Annotated in this window: 16 protein-coding genes and 2 tRNA genes; 13 read left to right on the top strand and 5 right to left on the bottom strand. The window is 60.9% G+C overall.

Annotated elements, in window-relative coordinates:
- Positions 1 to 10: 10 nt before the first annotated feature.
- Positions 11 to 964 carry a hypothetical protein gene (locus tag L6D81_RS06795; RefSeq protein ID WP_236178398.1) on the top strand — a complete coding sequence of 318 codons (954 nt, stop codon included), beginning with the start codon at positions 11 to 13 and terminating at the stop codon, positions 962 to 964.
- Between the two features lie 47 nt (positions 965 to 1,011).
- Here L6D81_RS06795 and dinB read toward each other — a convergent pair whose 3' ends face one another.
- Positions 1,012 to 2,073: a DNA polymerase IV gene (dinB, locus tag L6D81_RS06790; protein ID WP_236178397.1), complete on the bottom strand. Its 1,062-nt coding sequence runs from the start codon at positions 2,071 to 2,073 to the stop codon at positions 1,012 to 1,014.
- A gap of 280 nt (positions 2,074 to 2,353) precedes the next feature.
- Between dinB and L6D81_RS06785 the strand changes: the two genes are divergently transcribed.
- The 5 genes from L6D81_RS06785 (at position 2,354) to L6D81_RS06765 (ending at position 7,811) form a co-directional block, all read left to right on the top strand.
- Positions 2,354 to 2,430 (top strand) — tRNA-Met (locus L6D81_RS06785).
- Between the two features lie 204 nt (positions 2,431 to 2,634).
- Positions 2,635 to 2,711: transfer RNA gene (locus tag L6D81_RS06780), tRNA-Met, on the top strand.
- Positions 2,712 to 2,990: 279 nt separating this feature from the next.
- A complete protein-coding gene (gene mprF / locus L6D81_RS06775; protein ID WP_236178396.1) occupies positions 2,991 to 5,630 on the top strand; it encodes a bifunctional lysylphosphatidylglycerol flippase/synthetase MprF in 2,640 nt (879 codons plus the stop codon).
- A complete protein-coding gene (locus tag L6D81_RS06770) occupies positions 5,630 to 6,925 on the top strand; it encodes a virulence factor family protein (RefSeq protein ID WP_236178395.1) in 1,296 nt (431 codons plus the stop codon). Before mprF ends, L6D81_RS06770 begins: the two co-directional genes overlap by 1 nt.
- Before the next feature lie 559 nt (positions 6,926 to 7,484).
- On the top strand, positions 7,485 to 7,811 hold the full coding sequence (locus tag L6D81_RS06765; protein ID WP_236178394.1) for a DUF3077 domain-containing protein: 327 nt from the start codon (positions 7,485 to 7,487) through the stop codon (positions 7,809 to 7,811).
- A gap of 67 nt (positions 7,812 to 7,878) precedes the next feature.
- Here L6D81_RS06765 and L6D81_RS06760 read toward each other — a convergent pair whose 3' ends face one another.
- The gene (locus L6D81_RS06760; RefSeq protein WP_373874292.1) at positions 7,879 to 9,720 is read right to left on the bottom strand and encodes a potassium transporter Kup; all 1,842 of its coding nucleotides are present in this window, start codon (positions 9,718 to 9,720) and stop codon (positions 7,879 to 7,881) included.
- A 350-nt stretch (positions 9,721 to 10,070) separates the two neighbouring features.
- Between L6D81_RS06760 and rimO the strand changes: the two genes are divergently transcribed.
- From rimO to tsaA, 6 genes are all read left to right on the top strand, one after another.
- Positions 10,071 to 11,408 carry a 30S ribosomal protein S12 methylthiotransferase RimO gene (gene rimO / locus L6D81_RS06755; RefSeq protein ID WP_236178392.1) on the top strand — a complete coding sequence of 446 codons (1,338 nt, stop codon included), beginning with the start codon at positions 10,071 to 10,073 and terminating at the stop codon, positions 11,406 to 11,408.
- A 111-nt stretch (positions 11,409 to 11,519) separates the two neighbouring features.
- The gene (locus tag L6D81_RS06750) at positions 11,520 to 11,993 is read left to right on the top strand and encodes a GNAT family N-acetyltransferase (RefSeq protein WP_041475157.1); all 474 of its coding nucleotides are present in this window, start codon (positions 11,520 to 11,522) and stop codon (positions 11,991 to 11,993) included.
- A gap of 83 nt (positions 11,994 to 12,076) precedes the next feature.
- A complete protein-coding gene (locus L6D81_RS06745; RefSeq protein ID WP_236178391.1) occupies positions 12,077 to 12,787 on the top strand; it encodes an rRNA pseudouridine synthase in 711 nt (236 codons plus the stop codon).
- 74 nt (positions 12,788 to 12,861) lie between these two features.
- Complete coding sequence (locus L6D81_RS06740) at positions 12,862 to 13,329, top strand: YehS family protein (protein WP_064379066.1); 468 nt, start codon at positions 12,862 to 12,864, stop codon at positions 13,327 to 13,329.
- A 127-nt stretch (positions 13,330 to 13,456) separates the two neighbouring features.
- Positions 13,457 to 14,227 carry an SDR family oxidoreductase gene (locus tag L6D81_RS06735; RefSeq protein WP_236178390.1) on the top strand — a complete coding sequence of 257 codons (771 nt, stop codon included), beginning with the start codon at positions 13,457 to 13,459 and terminating at the stop codon, positions 14,225 to 14,227.
- Between the two features lie 59 nt (positions 14,228 to 14,286).
- Positions 14,287 to 14,985, top strand: a complete 699-nt coding sequence (tsaA, locus tag L6D81_RS06730) for a tRNA (N6-threonylcarbamoyladenosine(37)-N6)-methyltransferase TrmO (protein ID WP_236178389.1) — start codon at positions 14,287 to 14,289, stop codon at positions 14,983 to 14,985.
- A 110-nt stretch (positions 14,986 to 15,095) separates the two neighbouring features.
- On the opposite strand, the gene fpr is transcribed toward tsaA, so the two are convergent.
- Positions 15,096 to 15,875 (bottom strand): ferredoxin-NADP reductase, encoded by a 780-nt coding sequence (gene fpr, locus L6D81_RS06725; RefSeq protein WP_003222277.1) that lies wholly within the window; start codon positions 15,873 to 15,875, stop codon positions 15,096 to 15,098.
- A gap of 144 nt (positions 15,876 to 16,019) precedes the next feature.
- Here fpr and L6D81_RS06720 point away from each other — a divergent pair, with 144 nt between their 5' ends.
- Positions 16,020 to 16,946, top strand: a complete 927-nt coding sequence (locus L6D81_RS06720) for a LysR family transcriptional regulator (RefSeq protein WP_007954941.1) — start codon at positions 16,020 to 16,022, stop codon at positions 16,944 to 16,946.
- Here L6D81_RS06720 and L6D81_RS06715 read toward each other — a convergent pair.
- Both L6D81_RS06715 and erdR read right to left on the bottom strand, forming a co-directional pair.
- Entirely contained in the window at positions 16,943 to 17,305 is a 363-nt protein-coding gene (locus L6D81_RS06715) for a diacylglycerol kinase (protein WP_003222276.1), read from the bottom strand. The genes L6D81_RS06720 and L6D81_RS06715 overlap by 4 nt on opposite strands.
- Before the next feature lie 75 nt (positions 17,306 to 17,380).
- Positions 17,381 to 18,031 carry a response regulator transcription factor ErdR gene (erdR, locus tag L6D81_RS06710; protein WP_085647827.1) on the bottom strand — a complete coding sequence of 217 codons (651 nt, stop codon included), beginning with the start codon at positions 18,029 to 18,031 and terminating at the stop codon, positions 17,381 to 17,383.
- Positions 18,032 to 18,035 lie beyond the last annotated feature (4 nt).

Below are 18,035 nucleotides of genomic sequence, written 5' to 3'. Positions count from 1 at the left end.
TAGAGACGTCATGTTCAAGCGAAACACCTTAGGCCTCGGTGGTGCCGCCCTGTGCGGCACCCTGCTGGTCAGCGGCTGTGCCAATCACATGTCACAACGCAGCGAGCACGAGGAACGTGTCGAGCGCAAACTGCTCGATCACAGCCTGCAGATCGATGTCGGCGAGCCCAAGGTGCTTGAGCTGCCGCAACGGCGCGTGAAGATCAACGAACAAAAGACTTTCGAAGTCACCGAGTTCGAGGTCACGCGCCATTACGACCGGTACACGCCTTACCAGCCGTGGCGGGAGCTCTACGAGATCCCGCTGGGCGCGGTGGCGGTGGTCGGCGGCATCGGCGCGAACGTGGTCAACGTGTTTGCCCTCGGCAATCTGCCCGACAGCGTGACACGGGACTGGCTCAGCTACGGTTTCGCCGGGCTCAACCCGTTCATGAACGTGCAATCGAACGGTCGCGCGCAACAGAACCTGGCCGGCATCGACGAAGTCCAGCGCGACAAGCGCACGGAATATTCGAGCCTGCCGTGGAGCGAACGCCCGGTTCAAGTCAAGGCCGGCAAGCAGACCTTCGACATGACCACCGATCGCAACGGCGTGCTGCGTCTGAACCTGCTGGACAGCCCGTTCGCCGAAAACGACCTTAATCATGTTGGCAAACTGCAGATCAGCGTCGAAGACGGCAAGGATGACGTGCATTCCGACTCGTCTTTGGCGATCAGCAGTCACCTGCGCGGCAAGCTGCTGGAGGCTCACGGGCTGATCTACGACGATCTGGAAGACGACGAAGTGAGCCAGTGGGTTCACCGGGTCAAGCGTCTGTCGGAACTGGGTCTGGAAGAAGAAGCCAGTGAACTGGAACAAAGCCTGATCGAACTGACCCGCAACGATCCCGAGTTGCAGGCCGAATTCCTCAAGTCCCTGACCCGGGATGCGGGGCGTCTGGTGGCGGATCCGGGGCCGAACTGAAAAGCCTGAAAAAAATGCCCGAACCTGCTTCGGGCATTTTTGTCCGTCTAGCGCTCAAACAGCTCCATTTGTTCGAACCCGCCGCGCAAATCCTCGAGCCGCACACCCACCCCCAGCAACCGCACCGGTTTGCCTCCGCGATTGAACGCCTGGGTCAACATCAACTGATAACTGCCCAGATCCCGCCCTGCCCCGGCCTGCTCCAGTGTGGTCTGGGTGAAATCATGAAACTTCACTTTGACGAACGGCTTGCCCGGCCGGTAGCTGCTGTCGATCCGCGCCATGCGGATTTTCAGGGTTTCCAGCAGTTCCGGCAGCTTGTCGAGACAACTGCGCAGATCCGGCAGATCGACGTCGTAGGTGTTTTCCACACTGATTGACTGACGGCGACTGTCGTTGTGCACCCGCCGCTCATCGATCCCACGGGCCAGACTCCACAAACGTTCGCCGAAACTGCCGAACTCCCGTACCAGCGCCAGCTTGTCCCACTCACGCAATTGCAGGCAGTCAGTGATACCCAGCTTGCCCAGCTTGTCAGCCGTAACCTTGCCCACCCCGTGCAACTTGCTCACCGGCAAGCCACTGACGAACTCTTCGACCTGATCCGGGGTAACCACGAACAAGCCATTGGGCTTTCTCCAGTCACTGGCGATCTTGGCCAGAAACTTGTTCGGCGCCACGCCGGCAGAGACAGTGATGTGCAATTGATTGGAAACCCGGCGGCGAATGTCCTGAGCGATGCGCGTGGCGCTGCCGCCGAAATGCGCGCTGTCCGAGACGTCGAGGTAGGCTTCGTCCAGCGAAAGCGGCTCGATCAGGTCGGTGTAGTCGCTGAAAATCGTATGAATTTCCTTCGACGCCTCGCGATAGGCGTCCATACGCGGCTTGACGATGGTCAGGTCCGGGCACAGCTTCAAGGCATGTCCGGACGACATTGCCGAACGAACACCGTAAGCCCGTGCCTCATAGTTGCAGGTGGCGATCACTCCGCGCCGGTCCGCCGAGCCACCCACCGCCAACGGCTTGCCGGCGAGGCTCGGGTCATCCCGCATCTCGATGGCGGCGTAGAAACAGTCACAGTCGACGTGGATGATTTTTCGCTGAGTCATGACAGAAAAGGAAACATGGCGAGCCGGACCGGCAGTATCTCACTGACACCTGTATATAGCACCAGTGGTATGAATGTTCTTTTCAGTTTGTAGGAAACGGCCTTTGAATTTATTTTCTCAATCGGAAACCAATCCTCAATAGAGCTGAAAGCCTTGTCCCGCCTGACCTGCAGCCCATGAAAGCACCGTCCGCCTGCGCTAACCAATTGAAGCTGAAGAGATTTTATCCACATTGAAGGTTGACACACCGGCGTTCCTCTGTAGAATGCCGCCACACAGACGCGGGATGGAGCAGTCTGGTAGCTCGTCGGGCTCATAACCCGAAGGTCGTCGGTTCAAATCCGGCTCCCGCAACCAAACATCAAAAAAGGCCAATCGAAAGATTGGCCTTTTTGTGCGTGTCATTTTTTTTGGATCCAGTCGCGGCAACCGGAAATCGTTCCGATTCCAAAACTTACCGCGTCACCTGCGACCGTTTGCCGCGATTGCACACTTATTTGACTCTTCACGGGATTATCGGTTGACACCCCGCCGTTCGCCTGTAGAATGCCGCCACACAGACGCGGGATGGAGCAGTCTGGTAGCTCGTCGGGCTCATAACCCGAAGGTCGTCGGTTCAAATCCGGCTCCCGCAACCAAACATCAAAAAAGGCTACTCGAAAGAGTGGCCTTTTTTGTATCTGTGGAAAAAGTCCTTTCGCAACAATGATCTGTCACTGTGCAGTGAACCGTTCAGGATCTTCAGACCCGCCGAGTTGCGACTATGCTTGAATCGCGTGCAAGGCGTCTGCAATCCAGGAGCTGCCCTCGCCGATACCCGGTGAGAGGCGTAGTATTTTGTGATTATTTTTTTCTACAGGGATTGGTAACTTGGCTGGATACCTCCATCCTGTCGCGCACAATCCAAGAGGTGATTGATGCGCGCCAACTCGTCTGATTCACAAGACACCGTCACAGCAAACCCACCGATCAAGCCTGAGCGTCTACGCCTGCTGGATCGGATCAGCAAATACCGGCAACCGATCGGTCTGGCGGTCACTTTGCTGCTGTTCACCATCGCGCTGATTGCCTGTCGCCATCTGCTCAGCGAACTCGATCTCGACGCCTTGCACGACTCGATTCTCGAGGTACCCAAGCCGGCCCTGCTCGGCGCCTTCGGTGCGACGATCGTCGGCTTCATCATTCTGCTCGGCTATGAATGGTCGGCCAGTCGTTATGCCTGCGTGACGCTGGCACCGAAAACCCTGGCTCTGGGCGGCTTCACCGCATTTGCCATAGGCAACGCGATCGGCCTGTCGATGTTGTCCGGCGGTTCGGTGCGTTACCGTTTATATGCACGGCATGGCCTGGGTGCTTCCGAAGTCGCGCACATGACCCTGTTCGCCAGCCTGTCGCTGGGCTGCGCCCTGCCGCCACTGGCTGCCCTTGCGACCCTGAGCAACCTGCCGGCCGCTTCACAGGCACTGGGACTGTCCGAGACCTTATTGGGGACGATTGCCGGTATGGTGCTGTTGCTCGGCGCAATCCTGGCCATCGGCATCTATCGCCGTCGCCTGCCGGAACAGCCGTACCCCGACAACCTGCTGGTTCGAGCCGGTCGCCGCACCCTGCGCCTGCCGGGTCGCCGCCTGACGTTCCTGCAACTGGTCATCACCGCCCTCGACGTCGCCGCCGCTGCGACCGTCCTTTATCTGCTGCTGCCGGAAGCGCCGCCCTTCGGTGCATTCCTGCTGGTCTATCTGCTGGCGCTGGCTGCGGGTGTACTCAGTCACGTTCCGGGTGGCGTGGGTGTCTTCGAAGCGATTCTGCTCGCGGCCTTCGCCGACAAGCTCGGTGCTGCGCCTCTGGCCGCTGCCCTGCTTCTTTATCGCCTGATCTATGTGGTGCTGCCGTTCCTGGTGGCCTGCGTACTGTTGCTGCTCAACGAAGGCCAGCGCCTGTTTCAGTCGCAGACGATGCGTGCAGCCTCTGGTCTGGCGGCGCCGATTCTCGCGGTGCTGGTGTTCCTGTCCGGCGTGGTGCTGCTGTTTTCCGGCGCGACGCCAGAGATCGACACCCGCCTGGAACACATCGGCTTTCTGATTCCTCACCGCCTGGTCGACGCCTCGCACTTCGGCGCCAGCCTGATCGGCGTGCTGTGCCTGATGCTCGCTCAAGGCCTGCGTCGCCGGCTGTCGGCGGCGTGGATGCTGACCACCATTCTGTTGCTGGTGGGCGCCCTGCTCTCGCTGCTCAAGGGTTTCGACTGGGAAGAAGCGACCCTGATGACCCTCACCGCCGCGCTGCTGGGGGTGTTCCGTCGCTCGTTCTACCGCCCGAGCCGTCTGACCGAACTGCCGTTCTCGCCGCTGTATCTGGTGGCCAGCCTGTGCGTACTCGGTGCTTCGACCTGGCTTTTGCTGTTCGCTTATCAGGACGTTCCGTACAGCCATCAACTGTGGTGGCAGTTCACTCTCGATGCCGACGCCCCGCGCGGCCTGCGCTCGCTGCTCGGCGCCGCCGTGCTGCTGCTGGTGATCGCCCTGACGTGGCTGCTGCGCACCGCCCGCCCGGTGATCCACCTGCCGACACCCGATGAGCTGGAACGCGCCTCGAAGATCCTGATGGCCTCCTCGCAACCGGACGGCGGCCTGGCCCTGACCGGCGACAAGGCGCTGCTGTTTCATCCCAACGACGAAGCCTTCCTGATGTACGCCCGCCGCGGCCGCAGTCTGGTGGCCCTGTACGACCCGATCGGCCCTGGCCAGCAGCGGGCCGAGATGATCTGGCAGTTCCGCGACCTGTGCGACATCCATCACGCCCGCCCGGTGTTCTATCAGGTGCGTGCGGAAAACCTGCCGTACTACATGGACATCGGCCTGACCGCGATCAAGCTCGGCGAGGAAGCCCGGGTCGATCTGCATCGCTTTGACCTGGACGCCAAGGGCAAGGAGATGAAGGACCTGCGCTACACCTGGAACCGGGGTACCCGCGACGGTCTGTCGCTGGAAATCCACGAGCCGGGCCAGGCGCCGATGGATGAGCTCAAGGTGATTTCCGATGCCTGGCTGACCGGCAAGAACGTGCGCGAGAAAGGCTTCTCCCTCGGCCGTTTCAGCGACGATTACCTGAAGCATTTCCGCATCGCGGTGATTCGCTTCGAAGGCCGCCCGGTGGCGTTCGCCAACCTGCTCGAGACCTACAGCCATTACCTGGCCAGTCTCGACCTGATGCGCGCGCACCCGGACGCCCCCAAGCTGACCATGGAATTCATGATGGTCGGTCTGATTCAACACTATAAGAGTCACGGATACGCGCGCTTCAGCCTGGGCATGGTGCCGCTGTCGGGGTTGCAACCCCGGCGCGGGGCACCGCTGACCCAGCGTCTGGGCTCGATGGTTTTCCGCCGTGGTGAGCAGCTGTACAACTTCCAAGGCTTGCGCCGCTTCAAAGACAAGTTCCAGCCTGACTGGGAACCCCGTTATATGGCCGTGCCCGCCGGACTCGATCCGCTGGTGGCGCTGGCCGACACTGCTGCCCTGATCGCGGGCGGCTTGACTGGATTGGTGAAACGCTGATGATTCAACGCTCCCTGAAGTACATTCTGGTCGCACTGCTGGTGCTGGCCGCGATTGCCGGCGGCGGTTTCTGGTACCTCAAACGCCCGGCACCGGAACCGACCCTCGAACAGCTCACCCCGGCCGACGGCGCTGCAATGACCCGGGTGATCCCCGGCACCAAGCCCAAGGCTCAGGTGCTGGTGGCGGTCAACGACGACCAGAAACTCAGCGACAAGCAACTGAGCACCCTGAGCCGCAGCGCCTCGGCGCAGATCGTCCAGGTGATCCTGCCCAAGGACTGCCTGCTGCAAAGCCGCGCCCTGCAAGCCGGCCTGCGTGAACTGAACGGCCCGGCGACGCTGGTCAGCGGCATCGGCCCCGGCGCCGTGCTGGCGTGGCGCTGGTTGTCCGAGCAGAAAGACGACAAGGCTCAAGCCGTATCGGTCGACCTGGCCCTGGAAAAACCCGGCTGCACCCACCTGCTGCCGAAAGCCGCCGCCCACGGCCACTGGCTGGTGGCCTGGAACGACAACCCGGACGACACCAGCGCCGGTTTCGTGCGCGACCAACCGAACGCCGAAACCAGCATCAGCGACTACGACATCAACCTGCCGCAAGTGCTGAACAACGAACTGCGCAAGCTCCTCGTCGGCGGCGACAAGGCCAACGGCGGCTTGCAGATCCCGGTGGTGGAAGTCCCGGCCGGTCAGGCCAAGGACACCGTGACCCTGTTCCTGTCCGGTGACGGCGGCTGGCGCGATCTGGACCGCGACGTGGCCGGTGAAATGGCCAAGATCGGCTACCCGGTGGTCGGCATCGACACCCTGCGCTACTACTGGCAGCACAAGAGCCCGGAACAGAGCGCCCTCGACCTGACCGAACTGATGCAGCACTACCGCCAGAAATGGGGCACCAAGCGCTTCATCCTGACCGGTTACTCGTTCGGCGCCGACGTCCTGCCGGCGATCTACAACCGCCTGCCGGAAACCGAGCAGCAACGTGTCGACGCAATCATCCTGCTGGCCTTCGCCCGCACCGGCAGCTTCGAAATCGAAGTCGAAGGCTGGCTCGGCAACGCCGGCAAAGAAGCCGCGACCGGCCCGGAAATGGCCAAGCTGCCACCGGCCAAGGTCGTGTGCATCTACGGTGAAGAAGAAGCCGACGAAAGCGGCTGCACCGACAAGACCGCGGTGGGCGAAGCAGTGAAACTGCCCGGCGGCCACCACTTCGACGAGAACTACCCGGCACTGGCCAAGCGTCTGGTGGATCTGATCGAGAAGCGCCAGAACTCGGCGCAGGTGGCGGAAGAGTGATCTGAAGCGCCCCCAAAAAAGCCCCCGCAACTTCGCAGTTGCGGGGGCTTTTTCATTCAATGCTTGACTCTCCATGAAACTGAAAACGCCAGGTGTCCACATTCCATAAAACGTGGACACCTGCTTCATTGGCCTTTTCGAGTCGTCAACTCCACATTCATCTGCCGCACCAAAGCCGCGCAAAACCGCCATCAACGTTTAGTTTCGTTTACGTCTGGTGTCGCAATATCAGATGACGTCCGCATACCTTGTAGGCAAACTCCTAATCTCGTGTTTGGGCACTTTGCCGCCCTATTGCGCTGTTTTTCGACGGGATACTCTCTGGACGTCGCTGACCCTTTCAGCGATCGGGTGTGGCAACCCGGACAAACCAGCGCAACAGCGCCCTCATCTCAATCACAGGCACTTTCATGTCTGTGATTTCGAGTTATGGCAGCTGTGCGTGGGACGCCTTCGGGCGTGCCGGTTTCCTTGGTTCCCGGTTTACCACCCTGCGTACAGCTGCCTCCCTTTCGTGTGGTAACGGAAGTTGCGGCTCCTCGAACCAAGGAGTAACACCATGACCGAAACGAAATCGCCGTCCCCCGCAGAACTCACAACCATCGGCTTCACCTCTTTCCTCTACAGCTCGGATCAGGCGTTACTCAACGTTCGCTCCGGCGTCCCCATCATCGAAGCACTGTCCCAGGCTTCAGACCTGTTGTTCCTCGCCAAATCCTTCGCCGAGGATGCCGCCTACGACAAGGAAAGCGACCGTCACGCCTGGGCCGCGCATTACCTGACGATAATCGGCAAGGCCTTGGTCGACGACGTGATGAAGGCCCTGATGCCGCGACCTGCGCGAACGAAGACCGAATCTGAGGCAGAGCTGCCAGAAAGCATGTAACGGCGCAAAAACGAAAAAGCCCCCGCCAGCCGCAAAGCTGACGGGGGCTTTTCAGTTGCGACGAGGCCTACATCTCCACCTGCGTCCCCAACTCAATCACCCGGTTCAGCGGCAGATTGAAGAAGCGCAGGTTGCCGTTGGCATTCTTCAACATGAACGCAAACAGCGCTTCACGCCAACGGGCCATGCCTTCGAGTTTCGAAGCGATGACCGTTTCGCGGCTGAGGAAGTAGGTGGTGCGCATCGGGCTGAAGTCCAGGCCGTCCAGATGGCACAGCTTCAGCGCCTGCGGCACGTCCGGCTCGTCGGTGAAGCCGAAGTGCAGGATCACCCGGAAGAAGCCTTCGCCGTGGGCTTCGACTTCGAAGCGTCGGGAGGGCGGGACGCGCGGGATGTCTTCGTAGACCACAGTCAGCAGCACCACTTGTTCATGCAGCACCTGGTTGTGCAGCAGGTTATGCAATAGCGCGTGCGGCACGGCGTCGGAGCGGGCGGTGAGGAACACGGCGGTGCCCTGCACGCGGTGCGGCGGCTGCACGCGGATGCTGCTGATGAAGATCGGCAGCGGCAATGCGCCTTCGTCCAGGCGCTCGACCAGCAGTTGCTTGCCGCGTTTCCAGGTGGTCATCAGCACGAACAGCGCGATACCGGCGATCACCGGGAAGGCACCGCCCTGGACGATCTTCGGCACGTTGGCGGCGAAGTACAGACCGTCCACCAACAGGAAGCCGAGCAGCACCGGCACCGCCAGAATCGGTGGCCATTTCCACAGCAGCAACATGACCGCCGACACCAGAATGGTGGTCATGAGCATTGTCCCGGTCACGGCCACGCCGTAGGCCGAGGCCAGGGCACCGGAGGATTCGAAGCCCAGCACCAGCAGGACCACACCGACCATCAGCGACCAGTTCACCGCACCGATATAGATCTGGCCCTGCTCATCGCTGGAGGTGTGCTGGATGTACATGCGCGGGATGTAACCGAGCTGGATGGCCTGACGGGTCAGGGAGAACGCGCCGGAAATCACCGCCTGGGACGCAATGACCGTGGCCAGGGTCGACAGACCGACCAGCGGGATCAGTGCCCAGCTCGGCGCCAGCAGGTAGAACGGGTTGCGCGCCGCTTCCGGGTTCTCCAGCAGCAAGGCGCCCTGACCGAAGTAGTTCAGCACCAGCGCTGGCAGCACCAGCAGGAACCACGCCCGGGCAATCGGCTTGCGGCCGAAGTGGCCCATGTCGGCATAGAGCGCTTCGGCACCGGTCAGCGCCAGCACCACGGCGCCGAGAATGGCCACGCCCATGCCGGTATGCACCATGAAAAAGTGCACGGCCCAGATCGGGTTCAGCGCCTTCAGCACTTCCGGGGAATGGCTGATGCCGTAGATTCCGAGGCCCCCGAGGACCAGAAACCAGGTGACCATGATCGGCCCGAACAGAATGCCGATCCGCGCCGTACCGTGTTTCTGGATCAGAAACAGTCCCACCAGCACCACCAATGAAATCGGCACGACCCAATGATCAATACCCTCGAACGCCAGCCCCAGCCCTTCAATGGCCGAGAGCACGGAAATCGCCGGGGTAATCATGCTGTCGCCATAGAACAGCGCCGCGCCGATCAATCCGCAGACCACCAGCAACGTGCGTAACCGCTTGCGTCCCGCGGCTGCCCGACGGGCCAGCGCGGTGAGCGCCATGATCCCGCCTTCGCCCTGGTTGTCGGCGCGCAACACGAACATCATGTACTTGATTGAAACGACCCAGATCAGCGACCAGAAAATCAGCGACAGAATGCCCAGCACCCCGTCGTGGTTCACCGGTACGCCGTAACCGCCGGAAAACACTTCTTTGAGGGTGTACAACGGGCTCGTGCCGATGTCGCCGTAAACTACCCCGACCGCCGCGACCAGCATGCTCAGCGGCTTGGTGGCCGAACCTTCGGCGCCCGCCGCGTGACTACTTGCCTGACCCATCCAACACTCCTGATTCCCAGACCGGCTTCTTTGAACGAAGCACTAAGCTTTTTGATGCAGCATGCGCTGTTTTACCTGTTGTTACAGTCGTTTTGTTGACTGTAAAAAATTGGTAAAGCTCAACGGCGCGAAGCATAGCGCAGCACTCGTCGTATTTCCCTGCATAAAGCTGGTCAAGTGCGCTGCTCGCCGCTAGAATTGCGCACTTTTTGATCAGAGGCGCAGCCTAAGCGCCCGTCCGTCGGCTTTTCGCATCAGGAAAGCGACGTCACAAAACACCGAGGTTAGACATGTCCACCACTCCTGCGCCGGCCAATCCAAAGGTTGGCTTCGTTTCTCTGGGTTGCCCGAAAGCACTGGTCGACTCCGAGCGCATCCTGACCCAGCTGCGCATGGAAGGCTATGACGTGGTGTCCACCTATCAGGACGCCGACGTGGTCGTGGTCAACACCTGTGGCTTCATCGACTCGGCCAAGGCCGAATCGCTGGAAGTCATCGGCGAAGCGATCAAGGAAAACGGCAAGGTCATCGTGACCGGCTGCATGGGCGTGGAAGAAGGCAATATCCGTGACGTGCACCCGAGCGTGCTGGCCGTCACCGGTCCGCAGCAGTACGAGCAAGTGGTCAACGCGGTGCACGAAGTCGTGCCACCGAAACAGGACCACAACCCGCTGATCGACCTGGTGCCGCCGCAAGGCATCAAGCTGACCCCGCGCCACTACGCGTACCTGAAGATTTCCGAAGGCTGCAACCACAGCTGCAGCTTCTGCATCATCCCGTCGATGCGCGGCAAACTGGTCAGCCGCCCGGTCGGCGACGTGCTCGACGAAGCCCAGCGCCTGGTCAAGTCCGGCGTCAAAGAACTGCTGGTGATCTCCCAGGACACCAGCGCCTACGGCGTTGACGTCAAGTACCGCACCGGTTTCTGGAACGGCGCGCCGGTGAAAACCCGCATGACCGAACTGTGCGAAGCGCTGAGCACCCTCGGCGTCTGGGTGCGTCTGCACTACGTTTACCCGTACCCGCACGTCGACGAACTGATCCCGCTGATGGCTGCCGGCAAGATCCTGCCGTACCTGGACATCCCGTTCCAGCACGCCAGCCCGAAAGTCCTGAAGGCGATGAAACGCCCGGCGTTCGAAGACAAGACCCTGGCGCGGATCAAGAACTGGCGCGAGATCTGCCCGGACCTGATCATCCGTTCGACCTTCATCGTCGGCTTCCCCGGCGAAACCGAAGAAGACTTCCAGTACCTGCTGGACTGGCTGACCGAAGCCCAGCTCGACCGCGTCGGCTGCTTCCAGTACTCGCCGGTCGAAGGCGCACCGGCCAATGACCTGAACCTCGACATCGTTCCGGACGACGTCAAGCAGGATCGCTGGGAACGCTTCATGGCGCACCAGCAGGCCATCAGCTCGGCCCGCCTGCAAATGCGCATCGGCCGCGAAATCGAAGTGCTGGTGGACGAAGTCGACGAGCAAGGCGCAGTCGGCCGCTGCTTCTTCGATGCCCCGGAAATCGACGGCAACGTGTTCATCGACAACGGCAGCAACCTCAAGCCGGGCGACAAGGTCTGGTGCAAGGTGACCGACGCCGACGAATACGACCTCTGGGCCGAACAGATCTAAGCGCAAAAAATACAGAAAGCCCCGCTCTCTTTTACGAGATGCGGGGCTTTTTTACGGCTAGAGTTTGTGGTGGGAAGGACTCCCTCATCCATGACAAAGAGGCTATCGGGCATGCGTCACCACTCGGTCATCCACACGCCGAAACTCAGCGATTATCAGGAACTGACCCGGGTCTGGGAGGCCTCGGTCCGTGCGACTCATGATTTTTTGCCGGAATCCTACATCGAGCTGTTGAAGAATCTGGTGCTGACCCGCTACCTCGATGCAGTGATGCTGATCTGCACCCGGGACAGCCATCAGCGCATCACCGGGTTTGCCGGGGTCGCGGCGGGCAAGATCGAAATGCTGTTCATCGACCCGGCCCATCGCGGCCAGGGCCTTGGCAAGAAACTGCTGAAGTACGCGATGGAACACCTGAACGCCGACGAACTGGACGTCAACGAACAGAACCCGCAGGCACTGGGGTTTTACTTCAAGCAAGGGTTTGAGGTGATCGGCCGCTCGGAAGTCGATGGTATGGGCCAGCCGTATCCGTTGCTGCACATGCGTCTGAAACAACCGGAGCAGCGCGCGGTACGCGGCTAAAAGCCACACGGCGCAAATGCAATCGGGCTTAACCGGCCCCAGGCAGGTACAATGCCCACCCCTTTTTTGTTACGGCCCCTGTCATGACTGACCCGATTCGCCTCTCCAAACGCCTCATCGAGCTGGTCGGTTGCTCCCGCCGGGAGGCCGAGCTGTTCATCGAGGGCGGCTGGGTCACCGTGGACGGCGAAGTCATCGACGAGCCGCAGTTCAAGGTCGGCGACCAGAAGGTCGAGCTCGACAAGGACGCCAAGGCCACCGCGCCGGAGCCGGTGACCCTCTTGCTGAACGTGCCGGCGGGCATGGATGTCGACAGCGCCATGCAGTCGCTGAACGCCGACACCCTCAGCGAAGAGCACCGCTACGGCAAGCGTCCGCTGCGCGGGCACTTTCTGCGCCTGACCGCCAGCGCCGACCTGCAACCCAAGGCCAGCGGCCTGCTGGTGTTCACCCAGGACTGGAAGGTGCTGCGCAAGCTCACCGCCGATGCGGCCAAGATCGAGCAGGAATACGTGGTCGAAGTCGAAGGCGACATGGTTGCCCACGGCCTTAACCGCCTGCAGCACGGCCTCACTCACAAGGGCAAGGAGCTGCCGCCGGTCAAAGCCAGCTGGCAGAACGAAAACCGCCTGCGCTTCGCCATGAAGAACCCGCAGCCGGGGATCATCGCCCAGTTCTGCGAAGCGGTCGGCCTGAAGGTCATCGGCATTCGCCGCATCCGCATCGGTGGTGTGTCCATCGGCAAGGTGCCGGTCGGCCAATGGCGCTACCTGTCCGGCAAAGAGAAATTCTAAGGCTCGCAAGCCACCCAATATTTCCGGCGCCGCGCCCGCTCGGTGCCCACAGCGAAAAAATCAGGATTGCACACATGGTTCACAACGACGTTCTGCGCAGCGTTCGCTACATGCTCGACATCAGCGACAAGAAAGTGGTCGAGATCATCAAACTCGGTGGCCTGGACGTCACGCTGGCGGATGTGGTGACGTACCTCGACAAGAAAGAAGAAGACGAAGAAGGCTTCGTGCGCTGCCCGGACGAAGTCATCGCTCACTTCCTCGACGGTCTGGTGATCTTCAAGCGCGGCAAGGACGAAAGCCGTCCGCCGCTGCCGATCGAAGTGCCGGTGACCAACAACATCATCCTGAAAAAGCTGCGCGTGGCCTTCGAACTGAAGGAGGACGACATGCACGCGATCCTCAAGGCTGCCGACTTCCCGGTCTCCAAGCCTGAACTGAGCGCGCTGTTTCGCAAGGTCGGCCACACCAACTACCGCCCGTGCGGCGATCAGTTGCTGCGCAATTTCCTCAAGGGCCTGACCCTGCGCGTTCGCGGTTGATCCACTTGAACACGGCGACTTCGGTCGCCGTGTTCATGCATGCCCCTCCATTCCTTCGAAAAATAGTGGCTCCGCTTTTCGCGGCCGGCGACTAGGGTGTACTGAACCCTAGCCCTCAGGATTCGCCATGCACCCGTATTTCTCCCTGCAAGGCCGCACCGCCCTGGTGACCGGCGGCACCCGTGGTATCGGCAAAATGATCGCCAAGGCCTTTGTCGAGGCCGGCGCCCGCGTGTACGTCTGCTCCCGGGACGCTGAAGCCTGTCATCAAACCGCTGAAGAACTCAGTGCTCTGGGCACTTGTCTGGGCGTGGCGGCGAACCTGGCGACCGAAGAAGGCGTGAAAGAGCTGGCTGCACGAATGGGCGAACAGATCACCCATCTGGACATTCTGGTGAACAACGCCGGCACCACCTGGGGCGCGCCGCTGGAGAGCTACCCGGTCAAGGGCTGGGAGAAGGTCATGCAGCTCAACGTGACCTCGGTGTTCAGTTGCATCCAGCAGTTTCTGCCACTGTTGCGCAAGTCCGGATCGGCGGCCAATCCGGCGCGGATCATCAACATCGGTTCGGTGGCGGGGATCTCGTCCTTCGGCGAACAGGCCTATGCCTATGGACCGAGCAAGGCTGCCCTGCATCAACTGTCGCGGATTCTCGCCCGGGAACTGGTGAGCCAGCACATCAACGTCAACGTCATCGCGCCTGGACGTTTCCCGAGCAAAATGACCCAGCACATCGGCAGTGATCAGCAGGCGCTGGCCGAAGACACCGCGCTGATCCCGATGAAACGCTGGGGCCGCGAGGAAGAGATGGCGGCGCTGGCGATCAGCCTGGCGAGTACTGCCGGGGCTTACATGACCGGGAATATCATTCCGCTGGATGGCGGGTTCAGTCTTTAGGTCGGCGACGCGGCCGGACGGGTTATCATGCCCGCCCTGTTCCGCTTCGAATGCAAACCATGACTTACCGCGTCTCCCCCATCGGCTTCGTCCGTTCCTGCTTCAAGGAGAAGTTCGCCATTCCGCGCCAGCCGCAACTGGCCCCCGCCGCCCGTGGCGTGCTGGAGCTGGTGGCGCCGTTCGATCAGGGCGACGCGGTTCAGGGGCTTGAGCAGGTCAGTCATGTCTGGCTGCTGTTCCTGTTCCATCAGGCGCTGGAAGACAAGCCGCGCCTCAAAGTTCGCCCTCCGCGCCTCGGTGGCAACAAGTCCATGGGCGTGTTCGCCACTCGCGCCACCCATCGGCCGAACGGCATCGGCCAGTCGGTGGTGAAGCTGGACAAGGTCGAGGCCAATCGCCTGTTCATCTCCGGTATCGACCTGCTGGATGGCACGCCGATTCTCGACATCAAACCCTACGTGCCCTACGCCGACATCATCACTGACGCCTCCAACAGCATCGCCAGTGCCGCGCCGCACCTGATCGACGTGCAGTGGACGGACACTGCGCTGCAACAGGCGCTCACGCATGCTCAGCGCCTGGCCGAGCCGCTGATCGAGCTGATCGAGCAGTGCCTGGCCCAGGATCCGCGCCCGGCCTATCAGACGCCCGCGCCAGAGCGCGAATACGGCGCGCAGTTCTGGGATCTGGACGTGCGCTGGCACTACCCGACGCCCGAACAGATCCGCGTCCTGGAAGTGATTCCCGCCGCTGACTGAATCGCGAAAACGAAAAAGCCCGCGCTGCCTTCTCAGGCAACGCGGGCTGATCGTTCCCACGCTCTGCGTGGGAATGCATCCAGTGACGCTCTGCGTCACCTATAAACAGCTTACTTCTCGACGAATGCACGCTCGATCAGGTAATCACCCGGCTCGCGCATCCGCGCCGAGATCTTCAGGCCGAAGCTGTCGAGCACTTCGCTGGTCTCGTCAAGCATGCTCGGGCTGCCGCAGATCATCGCGCGGTCGTCCTGCGGGTTGATCGGAGGCAGGCCGATGTCGCTGAACAGCTTGCCGCTGCGCATCAGGTCGGTCAGACGGCCCTGATTCTCGAACGGTTCGCGGGTCACGGTCGGGTAGTAGATCAACTTGTCACGCAGCGCTTCGCCGAAGAACTCGTTCTGCGGCAGGTGCTCGGTGATGAATTCGCGGTAGGCGACTTCGTTGACGTAACGGACACCGTGAACCAGGATCACTTTCTCGAAGCGCTCGTAGGTTTCCGGGTCCTGGATCACGCTCATGAACGGCGCCAGACCGGTGCCGGTGCTCAGCAGGTACAGATGCTTGCCCGGGTTCAGGTCGTCCAGCACCAGGGTACCGGTCGGTTTTTTCGAGATGATGATCTCGTCGCCTTCCTTCAGGTGCTGCAGCTGGGAGGTCAGCGGACCGTCCGGCACCTTGATGCTGAAGAACTCGAGATGCTCTTCCCAGTTCGGGCTGGCGATCGAGTAAGCGCGCATAAGCGGGCGGCCGTTTGGCTGTTGCAGGCCGATCATCACGAACTGACCGTTCTCGAAGCGCAGGCCCGGATCGCGGGTGCACTTGAAGCTGAACAGAGTGTCGTTCCAGTGATGAACACTGAGGACACGCTCGTGGTTCATGTTGCTCATGTACGTGGGACTCCTGGAGATTGATCTGCGCCTGCCCGGCTCGTGTTGAAGAATGCCGACGGTGCGCAATTGCATCGCATTCTAATAGCGCCGACAATATCTGTTAACTGGATTATTAAGATAAGGGTTATCGGTTATATCGATATGCGATTTACTCTCCGTCAACTGCAGGTCTTTGTCGCCGTCGCCCAGCAGGAAAGCGTGTCCCGTGCTGCGGGTCTGCTCAACCTGTCCCAATCGGCCGCCAGCACTTCCATCACCGAACTGGAGCGCCAGTCCAGTTGCCAGCTGTTCGATCGCGCCGGCAAACGCCTGAGCCTCAACGCCCTCGGCAAACAATTGTTGCCGCAAGCGGTGGCCATGCTCGATCAGGCCAAGGAAATCGAAGACTTGCTCAACGGCAAATCCGGTTTCGGTTCGCTGTCGGTGGGCGCAACCCTGACCATCGGCAATTACCTGGCCACGCTGCTGATCGGCGGTTTCATGCAGCGCCACCCGGAAAGCCAAGTGAAGCTGCATGTGCAGAACACTGCCAATATCGTGCAACAAGTGGCGCATTACGAAATTGATCTGGGTCTAATCGAAGGCGATTGCAGCCACCCGGACATCGAAGTGCAGAGCTGGGTCGAGGATGAACTGGTGGTGTTCTGTGCCCCGCAGCATCCCTTGGCCAAGCGCGGCAGCGCGACCATGGAGGAACTGACCCATGAAGCGTGGATTTTGCGGGAACAGGGTTCGGGGACGCGCCTGACCTTCGATCAAGCGATGCGTCATCACCGCAGCGCGCTGAACATCCGGCTCGAGCTGGAACACACCGAAGCGATCAAGCGCGCGGTGGAATCAGGTCTGGGGATCGGCTGTATTTCGCGTCTGGCGTTGCGTGACGCCTTCCGTCGCGGCAGCCTGGTGCCGGTGGAGACGCCGGATCTGGATCTGGCGCGGCAGTTCTATTTCATCTGGCACAAACAGAAGTACCAGACCTCGGCCATGCGTGAATTTCTCGATCTGTGCCGCGCCTTCACCGCCGGGGTCCAGCGCAGCGACGAGATCGTTCTGCCAAGCATCGCTTAAAGCAGAATCACCGCCCACACCAGGGCGATCATGCTCAGTGCCACGAATTGTGCGGCACTGCCCATGTCCTTGGCGTTTTTGGACAGCGGGTGCAATTCCAGCGAGATGCGGTCGATGGCCGCCTCCACCGCCGAATTCAACAGCTCGACGATCAGCGCCAGCAGGCATACAGCGATCAACAGCGCCTGCTCGACCCGGCTGACATTGAGGAAAAACGTCAGCGGAATCAGCACCACGTTGAGCAGCACCAGTTGGCGGAACGCTGCTTCGCCGGTGAAGGCGGCGCGCAGACCGTCCAACGAGTAACCGGAAGCGTTGAGGATGCGTTTCAGGCCCGTCTGGCCCTTGAAAGGTGACATAGAGTAGATAACCGACCGAAAGGAAGTGGGGAAGCTAGATCAACGAAAGTCAAAAAAGCGTGAAGACGCCAGTGCTTACTGGCTCGGAATTGACTCAAGTTGTTGCAGCAGTAAAGCTGCCTGGGTCCGGGTCCGCACGTTCAGCTTGCGAAAAATCGCCGTGACGTGGGCCTTGATGGTCGCTTCGGACACACTCAGCTCGTAGGCGATCTGCTTGTTCAGCAAACCTTCGCAGACCATGGTCAACACCCGGAACTGCTGTGGAGTCAGGCTGGCGAGGCCATCGCTGGCGGCCTTGGCTTCATCCGAGACGCTGACCGCTTCGAACGCCTGAGGCGGCCAGAACACGTCGCCATCCAGCACTTTGCGCACTGCTTCCTGAATCACGCTCAGGTCGCTGGACTTGGGAATGAAACCACTGGCGCCGAACTCCCGGGACTTGACCATCACCGAGGCTTCTTCCTGGGCCGAAACCATCACCACCGGAATCTGCGGGTATTGGCCGCGCAGCATCACCAGCCCGGAAAACCCGAAAGCACCCGGCATGTTCAGGTCCAGCAGCACCAGATCCCAGTCAGCCTTTTCGGTCAGGCGGGCTTCCAGTTCGGCGATGCTCGCCACCTCTACCATGCGTACATCCGGGCCAAGGCCCATCGTCACCGCTTGATGCAGAGCGCTACGAAAAAGAGGGTGGTCATCGGCAATCAGGATGTCGTATGTGGCCATTTTT

Origin of the sequence: Pseudomonas sputi, assembly GCF_021603585.1 — a bacterium.
Lineage (GTDB): Bacteria > Pseudomonadota > Gammaproteobacteria > Pseudomonadales > Pseudomonadaceae > Aquipseudomonas > Aquipseudomonas sputi.
Note: the sequence above shows the minus strand (reverse complement) of the source record. Positions and strands in the feature narration are given on the sequence as shown.